Origin of the sequence: Pseudobutyrivibrio sp. OR37 (genome assembly GCF_900113655.1) — a bacterium.
Taxonomy (GTDB): Bacteria; Bacillota; Clostridia; order Lachnospirales; family Lachnospiraceae; genus Pseudobutyrivibrio.
In genome coordinates, this window is the sequence record NZ_FOQF01000008.1 from 79,972 (window position 1) to 92,106 (window position 12,135).

At 41.5% G+C, this 12,135-nt stretch carries 10 protein-coding genes and 2 riboswitches; of the genes, 2 read left to right on the forward strand and 8 right to left on the reverse strand.

Annotated features, from left to right (window positions below; translation table 11 throughout):
• Positions 1 to 11: 11 nt before the first annotated feature.
• Positions 12 to 141: riboswitch (FMN riboswitch) on the reverse strand.
• 420 nt (positions 142 to 561) lie between these two features.
• Positions 562 to 2,181 carry a Na/Pi cotransporter family protein gene (locus tag BM097_RS05775; protein ID WP_090546839.1) on the reverse strand — a complete coding sequence of 540 codons (1,620 nt, stop codon included), beginning with the start codon at positions 2,179 to 2,181 and terminating at the stop codon, positions 562 to 564.
• Between the two features lie 140 nt (positions 2,182 to 2,321).
• Positions 2,322 to 3,554 carry a GTPase HflX gene (hflX, locus tag BM097_RS05780; RefSeq protein ID WP_090546841.1) on the reverse strand — a complete coding sequence of 411 codons (1,233 nt, stop codon included), beginning with the start codon at positions 3,552 to 3,554 and terminating at the stop codon, positions 2,322 to 2,324.
• Positions 3,555 to 3,659: 105 nt separating this feature from the next.
• Positions 3,660 to 3,756, forward strand: a riboswitch (TPP riboswitch).
• A 32-nt stretch (positions 3,757 to 3,788) separates the two neighbouring features.
• Between hflX and thiT the strand changes: the two genes are divergently transcribed.
• Positions 3,789 to 4,355: an energy-coupled thiamine transporter ThiT gene (gene thiT / locus BM097_RS05785; protein ID WP_090546844.1), complete on the forward strand. Its 567-nt coding sequence runs from the start codon at positions 3,789 to 3,791 to the stop codon at positions 4,353 to 4,355.
• A gap of 69 nt (positions 4,356 to 4,424) precedes the next feature.
• Here the strand turns inward: thiT and BM097_RS05790 are convergent, their stop codons facing one another.
• The 3 genes from BM097_RS05790 to ispE are packed head-to-tail and all read right to left on the reverse strand — an operon-like array spanning position 4,425 to position 6,411.
• Positions 4,425 to 4,832 carry a YwiB family protein gene (locus BM097_RS05790; RefSeq protein WP_177197383.1) on the reverse strand — a complete coding sequence of 136 codons (408 nt, stop codon included), beginning with the start codon at positions 4,830 to 4,832 and terminating at the stop codon, positions 4,425 to 4,427.
• Between the two features lie 4 nt (positions 4,833 to 4,836).
• Positions 4,837 to 5,511 (reverse strand): GntR family transcriptional regulator, encoded by a 675-nt coding sequence (locus BM097_RS05795; RefSeq protein WP_090546850.1) that lies wholly within the window; start codon positions 5,509 to 5,511, stop codon positions 4,837 to 4,839.
• Between the two features lie 24 nt (positions 5,512 to 5,535).
• Positions 5,536 to 6,411 (reverse strand): 4-(cytidine 5'-diphospho)-2-C-methyl-D-erythritol kinase, encoded by an 876-nt coding sequence (ispE, locus tag BM097_RS05800; protein ID WP_090546853.1) that lies wholly within the window; start codon positions 6,409 to 6,411, stop codon positions 5,536 to 5,538.
• Between the two features lie 209 nt (positions 6,412 to 6,620).
• On the opposite strand from ispE, the gene BM097_RS05805 reads away from it, so the two are divergent.
• Positions 6,621 to 7,367, forward strand: a complete 747-nt coding sequence (locus tag BM097_RS05805; protein WP_177197384.1) for a hypothetical protein — start codon at positions 6,621 to 6,623, stop codon at positions 7,365 to 7,367.
• A gap of 212 nt (positions 7,368 to 7,579) precedes the next feature.
• On the opposite strand, the gene BM097_RS05810 is transcribed toward BM097_RS05805, so the two are convergent.
• The 3 genes from BM097_RS05810 to BM097_RS05820 all read right to left on the reverse strand — a co-directional run bounded on the left by BM097_RS05810 (position 7,580) and on the right by BM097_RS05820 (position 12,100).
• A complete protein-coding gene (locus tag BM097_RS05810) occupies positions 7,580 to 7,936 on the reverse strand; it encodes a helix-turn-helix domain-containing protein (RefSeq protein ID WP_090546856.1) in 357 nt (118 codons plus the stop codon).
• Between the two features lie 241 nt (positions 7,937 to 8,177).
• Entirely contained in the window at positions 8,178 to 9,176 is a 999-nt protein-coding gene (locus BM097_RS05815) for an alpha/beta hydrolase (RefSeq protein ID WP_090546858.1), read from the reverse strand.
• Positions 9,177 to 9,316: 140 nt separating this feature from the next.
• Complete coding sequence (locus BM097_RS05820; RefSeq protein WP_177197385.1) at positions 9,317 to 12,100, reverse strand: FAD-dependent oxidoreductase; 2,784 nt, start codon at positions 12,098 to 12,100, stop codon at positions 9,317 to 9,319.
• Positions 12,101 to 12,135: the final 35 nt, after the last annotated feature.

Consider the following 12,135-nt stretch of genomic DNA (forward strand, 5'->3'; position numbering starts at 1 on the left):
AAACATATTGCGCTTATCTTCTTCCATCCAGACTATACTGTCGGTACCAGAATCTCACTGGTTCGGCCCGAAGGCTCGCGGACTATACCGCCGGTCAGGAATTGAAAGCCTACGCTTTCGCACCTTGCCCTGAAGATTTCCTATTTAATTGAGTACAATATACTACACTTACATTTTTTATGCAACCCCTTTGATGAAATATTCTGCCCTAGGGCGACTTGGTATATATAGTGTGAAGTTTTAAGAATCTATACCTGATTAGCTACATTTAAACTGTTCCAACGGTGTTATTGGTATATGGTAGGTGAATATTGCTGTTTATATACTAAAATCAGCGGAAATATTATATATTCCTTCCTGATTTAGTATATATTTACAGATGTTCACACTGCTTATACTAATTTTGTGGAAATCCCCATATTTTATCTTATTTTTGGTATATAATCATTATTTTTCACATTACTTATACTCATTCTAAAAACACGCAAAAAAAAGCCACATTCAAGCTCTGCTTCATAGAGAATACAGAGTGAATTGTGGCTCTTTTAAATACCTAATTATTTATGGATGCTCTTTTAATGCATACGCGATGTTAATTGCGTGGTCGGCGCATCGTTCTAAGTCTGTTACCATGTCAGAGAAGATAACACCTGCGATTGGCTCGCATTTATTTTCCATAAGACGCTCAACATGATGATTGATGAGTTGCTTTTCCTGCTTATCAACCTTCTTTTCAAGCTTTTCAATAGCATCTAAGTTTTCGTAATTTTCAGAGGTGAATATGTCGATAGCAAGCTCTACCTCTTCCATGGAATTATCAGCCATTTCCTTAAGTTCCTTGGCTGCCTTCTTAGAAAGCTTTGTCTTTTTGTTCTTCATGCGGGTAGCGTATTCGATGATGTTTTCTGCGTGATCAGAAATACGCTCCATATCAGTAACTGCAATAGTGATTGCAGATATTCGTCTAAGCATTGCAGGTGTAAGGTTAAGAGTCTGAAGCTTAACCATAGCATCCTGAATAGAATGGTTGAGGATGTTGACTGTTTCCTCACGTTGCTCAACGTCCTCCACCTTTTCTGGTGAATAGTCGAAGAAGCAATCAATGGCCTTTTCGAAGTTTTCAGCTGCGATAGCACCCATTCTGGCTGCCTCAAGCTGTGCCTGGTGAATAGCCATGTTAGGTGGCACATTGTTAACCTGTGTCATAAATACAAGCTGTCTGTCCTCAGCAGCACGTGTTTCTTCTGGAAGCTCTGGAATAAACATGTATGTAAGCTTAATGATGTAATCTGTAAATGGGAAGATAATAAGCACTGCAATAAAAGCAAATATTGTATGTGTGTTAGCTATCTGTCTGGCTGGATCAGATGATGTAGACTGAATCCATGTCAGAAGTGGTGTCACATTGATAATGACTATAATAACCATTGCTCTGATAACATTGAACAATAGGTTAAGAATAGCTGAACGCTTACCATTTCTGTTGGCTGTAAGTGATGCTAAAAGGTTAGGTGCAACAGAACCGATAGCAGCACCAATTACCAAATAAACTGCAACATTGTAATCCAAGATTCCCTGAGCTACGAATGTCTGGAAGATAACTGTAGATGATGATGAACTCTGTAGTAATGCTGTAAAAGCGATACCGAATACAAGAGCTACAAATGGATTTGTAAGTCCTGCAAGGAAGTTCTTAAACATTACTGACTGTGCAAGTGGTGCAATGGCTGCCTTCATGATGGTGATACCCTGGAAGAGCATACCAAATCCCATAAAGAATGAGCCTAAATGCTTCACTAAATCCTTTTTCATGAAAAGATACATAACCGCACCAGTAAACAAAATAGCTGGTGTGAATGTAGCAATATTAAAAGCTGTAATCTGAGCTGTGATAGTAGTACCGATATTGGCACCTAAGATAACTCCTATGGCCTGCGCCAAAGTCATCATACCTGAGTTAACAAAACCGATAACCATAACATCTGTAGCTGATGAGCTCTGCACAAGGACTGTCATAAGAAGTCCAACAAAGACTGCCACTGCTTTATTAGTAGTAGCTTTCTCTAAGATAACCTGTAGATTGTCACCGCAACTATTTTTAAGTCCTGTGGACATAATAGACATTCCAAATAAAAATAAGCCTACTCCACCTAGTAGCGATAATACTTCTGCAATTGTCATTATTTTCTCCTTTAAATACCGTACTTTTCCTTCACGAAAAGCAAATTCTTAAACCTTCTCTTTTTGTCCTTCAATATCATAACACGTCAGACGGTCATTGTCTAAGTATTTTATATAATAATGGTAAAGATTTTGTAAAATTAAATATATGCCTTAATAAAGATGCCATCCTCACGGTATTCTTCTGAAATAAGCTCACCATTTTCGCGAATCTTCGCAATACTTCCAGCTTCCGTATATGGAATTAATTTTTCGATATATTCCTTGTCACCACGCATCATTGTAGCAAGTATCTCCCTAACCTTATCCAAGCCCTTGCCTGTCTTTATAGATGTATGGACGGTGTAATCAGCACGTAAATCGTGGTAATCAAGCTCATCTTCCACTTTATCCACCTTGTTAAAGATAGTAAGGATAGGTTTTCCACTAACTCCAAGCTTATCCAAGGTTTCATACACAATTTCCATTTGTCTATCCATCTGAGGATTGCTCACATCCACAACATGGATGATAAAATCAGCGTACTTCGCCTCTTCAAGGGTACTTTTAAATGCATCCACAAGGTGATGTGGAAGCTTTCTAATAAAGCCTACTGTGTCTGTAAGAAGAATCTTTTGGTCGTTATCTAGTAATAATTCTCTAGTGGTAGGATCAAGTGTTGCAAACAATGCATCCCACTCTAATATATCCGCATCTGTAAGCTTATTAAGAAGTGATGATTTGCCTGCGTTTGTGTAGCCTACTATGGCTGCAACTGGCACTCCATTCTTCTGTCTTCTGGAACGTGTAAGCTCACGATGATTTACTACATCATTTAATTCCTTTTTAAGCTGGGAAATACGGCCAGCGATAAGACGCTTGTCCATCTCCAGCTTCTTCTCACCAGGGCCACGTGTTCCGATGGCTCCGCCGCCCCCTGCTGCAGTACCACCTACACGGGACATGTTCTTTCCGAAGCCAGTAAGGCGGGTCATTTCGTATCTAAGCTGTGCAAGCTCTACCTGAATCTTACCTTCTGCTGTACCTGCTCTTGCAGCAAAGATATCAAGGATGATAAGCGTTCTATCCATGACCTTTGTATCAAGGGCATCGGCAAGATTACGCATCTGTGCTGGTGTAAGCTCGTCGTCACATACTATGCCTGTGGCTTCCTTTTCCCATATTAAATCTGCAATTTCTTCTACCTTACCAGTGCCTACATAGGTGCCTGGGTTGCGGCGCTCAAGATTCTGCATAACCTCGCCTACAACCTCTGCCCCGGCAGTCTTGCATAATTCCGCAAGCTCCTTAAGGGAATCCTTGGCTTCTGCCTCGTCTCCTTCGTTCACTGATACAAGTATTACTTTTTCTATTATTTTATCTGTGTTTATCATACTTGTAGTGTACCAAATTATTGGCCTTCTTGCTATGGATAACCCAACTTTTTGATTAAACATTGACGGAATGGTACGAACGTGGTATTTTTAACTAGAAATAAATAACGATGCTAGGGGCGCGTATGCTGAGAGGTGATTTCACCGACCCTTATTACTTGAACTGGATAATACCAGCGTAAGGAAGCTTTTACAATCTCCTAGCTTTTTATGTATGAAGGGAGATTTTTTATTATGATTAATCACATTTCAAACTCTAACGCAAAGGTAAACTTTAACGCTAAGAAGCTGGCCTTTTGCGCTATGTCTATTGCACTTGCTTTTGTTCTTTCAAACATCAAGGTGTTCAAATTCCCAACAGGTGGTTCAATTACCTTGCTTTCAATGCTAGTTGCTTGCCTCCCAGGATTTTGGTTTGGCCCAGTTATAGGAATCATCACAGGTGTTGCTTATGGATTGTTAAACCTTATCGTTGATCCATATATTCTTTTCCCAGCACAGGTTATTGTTGATTACATCCTCGCTTTTGGTGCTCTTGGTTTATCTGGATTTTTCAAGAATGCAAAGCACGGTCTAATCAAAGGATATATTGCAGCTGTTTTAGGCCGCTACGTATTTGCGGTAATTTCTGGTTGGATTTTCTTTGGCGAATGGGCTTGGGAAGGTTGGAATCCTTTCGCATACTCACTTGCTTACAATGCAATCTACATCTTTGCAGAAGCTGCAGTGACTATCGTGATATTGTTTCTTCCACCTGTGAAACAGGTTATGAATAAGCTTAAAGATATGGCTAATGAATAAATAATATTGGGGCTACCCTCATCCGTCACCTACGGTGACACCTTCTCCCTATCAAGGGAGAAGGCTTTTTTAGATTGTTACAGTGATTTCCATTAATGTCTGAATGGCATCACCTGTGGCAATATCGTAATCAAGCATGATTTCGATGGTATCCTTTTTATCGTGGACGGAAAGACCTCTGGTGAAAACTGGCACCATCATATTTCCTATAGGTGTCTGGTACATGTTTTCTGTTTTTTTGCCAGGGACGAATTCAAGCTTTGACTTCATGGCTCCCTGCTGACTGAGGGTCATTTTGCCAGCGCCATAGCTGAGTAGGCAATCTATATCTCCATCCTCTGTGTGACGCTTGTAGGATAAATATTTCTTATCCCCTCTATCAAGATAGGTTCCCTGGTATACCTCTTCGGTAACTTCCCTTTCGTTTCCCATCTTCTGTCTGCTGACAACTTTTACTTCACATTTAATTCCTGTCATTATATTACTTCTGCTCTCTAATAACCTCTCGCACTGCATTTATCTGGTTGGTTAAATGTATGTGCATAATATCCTTAAGAAACTCTACATCTCTTCTATCAAAGCCCTCGATTATCTGCTTGTGCTCTGATATAAGCTGCGCATAAACTGTTGGATTTTTAACATATTCGTAACGGTAGCGATACATCTGCTCTCTTGCTGAATTAATGATGTTTTCAAGCTTTGGGTTGGCTGCTGCTGCATAAATCACATCATGGAAGGCCTCATCAGTCTCCACTATCTTTCTCACATCTTCTGTTCTTGTGGCATCTTCAAAAGCTTTCATCGCTTCCTTCAGCTCCACAAACTGAGCATCTGTCATGCGGTTGCAAGCGCAAACCACAGCAAGGGCATCTAAGGCATCTCTTACCTCTAATACGTCCTGCAAATCCTTTTCTGTCATTTTGGCCACCTGTGCGCCCTTACGAGGAATAGTAACTGCCAATCCCTCATGCTCAAGCATTCTGATAGCCTCTCTGATAGGTGTGCGACTAACCCCCAATTTAGTAGCAAGATGCATTTCCATTAGTCTTTCACCTGGCTTCAATTCCCCCTTTAAGATAGCCTCACGAAGGGTGTTAAACACCACGTCGCGAAGTGGTAGATAATCATCCATTTGTAGTGTAAGGTTTTCAGTCATTGATTATATGTCTCCTTCTCGTAGTTAATTCTTATTATTAAAAATAGTAGTAAGATATAGCTGCTTAACCATCCCCGTCTTAGTTAAAGCCTCCTTTGCAGATTTAGCTTTCTTATTATCATCAAAAAAGCCAAATACTGTAGGACCGCTACCACTCATCATGGCTCCTACTGCTCCATTTTCCATCATATTAGCTTTTATATCAGCTATGATTGGATGTAACGGAATTGTAACCTCCTCCAAAACATTTCCCATGTTGTTGCAAAGTGATTTAAGATCACCTGCTTTTATATCTGAAATCAATCCATCTATGTCAGGATGTTTTACTGTGTCAAAGCAAGCATCAAGTGACTGGTAAACCTGCTTTGTAGAAACTGAAATACCCGGCTTGGCAATTAGCACTGGGCATTTAATCATAGGTGGTAGTGGTGATAAAATTTCTCCAATACCTTCTGCAAGGGCTGTGCCTCGCATAATGCAATAAGGAACATCAGCGCCGATTTTAACGCCTCGCTCCATCATATCCTTTTTGCTAAGCTTAAGATTAAAAAGCTTATTAACTCCAAATAAAACTGCTGCTGCATCTGTAGAACCACCAGCCATGCCGGCTGCTACTGGGATATGCTTTTCCAAATCGATATGCACACCCTCTTTAATTCCAAATTCCTTTATCAACAGCTCTGCCGCCTTAATACAAAGATTATCACTATCGACCGGCAAAAACTTAAGGTTAGTAGACATTGTGATACTGCCATCAGCGGTCTTTTTGATGGTAAGCTTATCAAACAGATTAACTGTCTGCATAATCATTCTGACCTCATGGTAGCCATCGTCCCTAATACCTGTAACATCAAGCCCTATATTAATCTTGGCAAGGGCTTTAAGTGAAATACTATCCATATCTAACTCCAATGCATTGTACATGTTTGTACTTTGTATTCAATCTTTATAAATTTTAACAAAGAACACACACATTGGCAAGGATTATGTATTAAAATAAATACAATCTAACAGTTATTTTTTATCAATAAGATTCCGATAAAAAGAATAGGAAAAGGATTTCCGTCTGGTTTTGTTGTATTAAGCCGATGTAACAAGGAGGTTAGTCTATGGAATTAAGCACACTCTCTAGCGTTTCTTCTAATATAGCTGGAACCTATACGAAGACTACTAATGCCGATGGTTCGGTTACAGAGTCATTAGAATTTAACGCTTCTAAAGAAGAAATCAAGGCTTCGAAGTTTTCTGATGAGGCTGCTGTTTACGAAAAATCATCAGATGGCAAAGCTCTCACTACAGATAATTACAAAAAGGGCGACCGCACTGCTTTAATCCAGCAGTTGAAGGCTGATCAGGAGAAGATGATTAATAATCTTCTTGATATTGTTATGAAAACAATTAATGGTCAGGGCAGCGCTTTCGCTATTGCAACTCAGGATGATATGTGGAAATTCTTGGCAGAAGGCAAGTTTAATGCTGATCCTGAAACTATTGCAAAGGCACAGGAAGACATTTCTGAGGATGGTTATTGGGGCGTAAACAAGACCTCTGATAGAATTGTTGATTTTGCTATAGCTCTTTCTGGGGGCGATACATCAAAAGCTGATATGCTTCTTGATGCATTCAAAAAGGGCTATGAAAAGGCTACAGGAACCTGGGGCAAGGAATTACCTGATATTTCGAAAAAGACTTATGACGCAGTAGAAGATAAATTTGAGCAGTGGAAAAATGGAACCTACAAGCCAGAGAACAACAACAGCTCTGTAGGCAGTGGCTTCAGCATTCCTGCCGGCACAAATCTAACCTATATGGAAAACATTTCCACTGTAAGCTCATCAACAAGAATTGAGACCTAAATATCCTGATAATCAATTAGCGGCTAGCCAGAATTTCCTGGCTAGCCGCTTTGTTACTATCTAGTGCATTTTATGTAGTCTGCCTTGTATAGGCATCAATAGTAAGGCTAAAAGCACTCCGTAGAGAAGTGATAGCACTGCTACTGCAAGATTAGGGCCAAGGACTTCATAATCCTCGCGAAATACTATGGCAAATACAGTGACAAAGCCTATTATGCTAGAAATGACTCCACCAAGGATTGCTGCCTTCTCGGCAAATTTAATATTTCTATTTTCCTATCCTTTTTGTTGTTCTGAATATCCTGTACTAAATCAACCATAAGCTTCTCCGCCTTTCCACTATAGGTATCTGCGTTCAGGCGCTCACCAGATAACAGTTCATTTATATTAATATCAAGGGCCTTGCATAGTTCTGGCATGATGCTAGTGTCCGGCAAGCCTTTTCCTGTCTCCCATCTGGATACAGCTTTGTCGCTCACTCCCACAAGCTCTGCCAGCTGTTTTTGTGTAAGACCTTTTTCTTTGCGCATATCTGATATGAATGAACCGATTTTGATTAAGTCTAACATGGTGACCTCCTGTCGCTACAATTGTTACACCTTTAGGGTACAAGATGCAGGATGATTTAGAAACCTATGAATAGTAGAGTTGTTGGTAATTTAGGCTAGAATTTAGTTCTAGGATGAATAGAATTGGAGGAAACCCTCATCCGTCACCTACGGTGACACCTTCTCCCAGAGGGAGAAGGCTTTTGTTTCTTCCAGGACTCTGTGACTCCACTGGAGCCTAGCACCCCAGAGGGGGAAGGCTTTAGTTTTCTTCCCAGAATTCTACGGCGCGGCCTAGCCAGCCTTCGGCTTTGGTGTGGAGGCCGAGGCCGATGCCGTGTGGGACGCCGAAATATTTTTCATAAACGTGCTTTACGCCGTGCTCAGTAAGGGCTGCGTCAAAAACATCTGCGTGGCGGCTGGCTGGGACTAATACATCCCAAGAGCCTGAATACATAAATGTAGGTGGATAATCATCACCGATGTATTTTTGAACATCTAACATCTGACGGCCTTTTCTAATGTGACGTAAGCCGAACATATAAAAGCTTCCTCTGTTGCTAAGCCATATTCCAAGTAAACCAATCCAAATATTCCAATATGGATGATGTAGCCAGTCGTTAACACATGTCCAAGGATAGCCTAGGATGATAGCTGCTGGCTTTGGAAGCTGGTAATCTAAATAGCCGTATTTATGGCTGGCAAAAACGCCTGCAAGATTGCCACCTGCTGAAAATCCCATAAGGGCATAGCCATCCATCTCCACATTGAATTTATCAAGATTATCATTTATTAATCTAAGAGCTGTACCTAAATCCTCCATTGGTGAGAATGGCTCACAGTCTCTTCCTGCACTGTACTCTAATACAAATGCATTGATTCCCATTTTGTTAAGAGCTGCTGCAACAGGGTAGCCCTCCTGCTTGGTGCAAAGATGTGCGTAGCCACCGCCTGGCAGAATCATAACGAATCGCTTGCGCTTTGGATTATCTGCTGGAAAATACATAAGCTTAACATCGCGCTTATGCTTATCCTCTGCCATTTCTCCCATGGAATAGACAGGCATTTGCAAAAATCGTCCTTTATATTGAAGATACTTTACTCTAGCTCTTCCTGTCTTTACATCATTAGATTTATGCTCTATATAGTACATTCTGGCTATTGAATATATTGTAAATACAAAAGTGAGAATAAGATATGCGATTAGTAGCGTCCTTACTGTTTCGCCAAAGCCGTTTGCAAATAAGTATATATTTTTCATGGTATTCTCCTAAGTAAAGCCTGATATATTTAAATATGTTAGTATAACCCTCATCAGTCACCTGCGGTGACAGCTTCCCCCTAAAAAAGGGGGAAGCCTAAAAAAGGTGCTACCGAAGTAGCACCTTTATTATAACATTTTTATCTATGCTTGAAAGCAACTTTGATGCGCTGCTTTAATCCGTTTGGAAGTACGTACTTAAGCTTGTCCTCAGATGGAGTCATCTTAGAGCACTCTGGATGCTCGCGGTAAAGCTTGATTGCGTCGAATTCGCACTTGGTTGTACATACACCACAACCGATACACTTATTCTCATCAACAACTGAAGCACCACACTTAAGACATCTAGCTGTCTCAACCTTAATCTGCTCCTCTGTAAGCTCTACTGTCTTGTCGCGGAATGTAAGCTCTCCGTCAACTGTTGTCTTAGAAACACCAGGAATCTGACGTGGGCTGTGATCGTAATCACCAATCTTAAGGTTTTCCTTATCAAGCTCGATGAAGTCACGGCGGTTACGTCCGATTGTAAGTGAGCTGTGGGGCTGTACGAAACGGTGGATAGAGATAGCGCCCTCACGACCTGCTGCGATAGCATCGATAGCAAAACGTGGACCTGTGTACATATCACCACCAACGAAGATGTCTGGCTCGTCTGTCTGGTATGTAAGAGCATCAGCCTTAGGGCCTCTGTCGATAACAACCTTAGAACCCTTGAAGAGGTCTCCGTATACGCTACGCTGTCCTACTGAGAAGATAACGTGCTTACACTCTACAGTGATTGTGTCGTTCTCATCATACTGTGGGTTGAATCTGCCTGTTTCGTCCTTAACACGTGTACACTTCTTAAGAACGATACCCTTTACAGCACCTGCCTCATCAACAAGAACTTCCTTAGGACCCCAACCGCAGTTAAGCTCAACGCCTTCAGCCTCTACGATTTCGATTTCCTCTGGAGAAGCTGGCATGATGTCTCTAGATTCAAGACAGAACATAGAAACCTTTTCATTACCAACACGTCTTGCAGAACGAGCAACGTCGATAGCAACGTTACCACCACCGATAACAACAAGGTCACCCTTGATATCGTAAGCTTCGTTCTCTGAGCACTGGTGAAGGAAATCAACAGCTGTTGCTGTACCGATAGCCTTGTCACCTGGTACGTTTGGAAGGTTACCACCCTGACAACCAATAGCTACGTAGAATGCCTTGTAGCCCTGGCTACGTAATTCATCAAGAGTGATGTCCTTACCAACCTCAACGCCACACTTAATCTCAACACCAAGCTCCTTGATAATTTCGATTTCAGCGTCGATAACGTTGTTCTCAAGTACGAATGAAGGAATACCATAACGAAGCATTCCACCTGGATGATTGCTCTTTTCGAAGATAGTAGGCTTGTAACCCTTAAGTGCTAAGTAGTAAGCACATGAAAGACCTGCAGGACCTGCACCAACGATAGCAACCTTTTCTGTAAATTCACCCTTCTGTGAAGGAACAATCTTCTTAGGGATGTAACGTGTCTCAGCCTTGAGATCCATCTCTGCTAAGAAACGCTTAACTTCATCAATTGCGATAGCCTCATCAACTGTACCTCTTGTACAAGCAGCCTCACAACGTCTGTTACATACACGACCGCAGATAGCTGGAAGTGGATTGTCCTGCTTGATAAGAGCAAGAGCTTCCTTGTAACGGCCCTGAGCTGCCATACGAAGGTAACCCTGGATAGCGATGTGTGCAGGACAAGCTGTCTTACATGGAGCTGTACCTGTGTCGTAGCAGTTGATTCTGTTTGTGTCACGATAGTTATCGTTCCACTCGTCTGTAGACCACTTACGCTCTGTAGGAAGTACCTGCTTTGGATACTCAACCTGCTTACCATCAGCTGTGCAAAGCTTCTGACCAAGCTTAACAGCACCTGCTGGACAGTTCTCAACACACTTACCACAAGCAACACAGTCCTCAGCTGTAACATGTGCTACATAAGCTGAACGTGACATGTTAGGAGTGTTGAAAAGCTGTGATGTTCTGAGCGCATAACATACATTTACATTACAGTTACAGATAGCGAAGATTTTGTTCTCGCCATCGATATTTGTGATCTGGTGAACAAAGCCGTTGTCCTCAGCCTGCTTGAAAATCTCAAGAGCCTCTTCGCGAGTGATGTAAACACCACCCTTGTTTGTTTCAACAACGTAGTCTGCCATATCACCAACTGCGATACACCATCCTTCTGGGTCATCAGCGCAGCCTTCGTCATATGTCTTTCTAGAAAGACGGCATGAACAAGGTGACTTAGCATACTTTCCTTCGTATTTATCGAGCCAGTAAGAAATCTTCTCAAGTCCGATTGCTTCCTGCTCCATTGAAATAGCATCCTCTACAGGAATAACGTGCATACCGATACCAGCGCCTCCTGGTGGTACCATGTGTGTAAGTCCCTCAAGTGGAAGACGGCTCATACGCTCAAAGAAACGTCCCATTTCAGGATGCTCGTTAAGAAAATCCTGATTCATGTTAGAGAACTCTGCAGAACCTGGTACGAACATAGGAAGTACCCACTGCTTCTCGTGAGCTTCGTTTTCGTAGTTCCACTCTAAAAGACCTGTCCAGCTAGCCTTCTCAAGACGCTCTGTTAATGTCTTCTCATCAAGACCTGTGATGTCAAGAAGCTGCTTGAAAGTCTTTGGCTTTCTGATGCCACCCATAGAAAGTGCAAGCTCTGCAATTTCCTTTGTAGGTGCAAGATTAGCAACTGCCCAATATTCTGGATCATACTTTGTAATCTTCTGAAGGCCAAGCTTAATCTTAGCTCTATCAGTAATAACCTTACCAAGCTGAAGGATTTCTGGACGTAAGTCCTCATCCTTTAAATCGTTTACCCAATCAGGGTAGAAATCGCCCAAATTATCTGGTCCAATTCCCATTGTGTTTCCTCCTTTTACAACCCTTAAAAATCTAA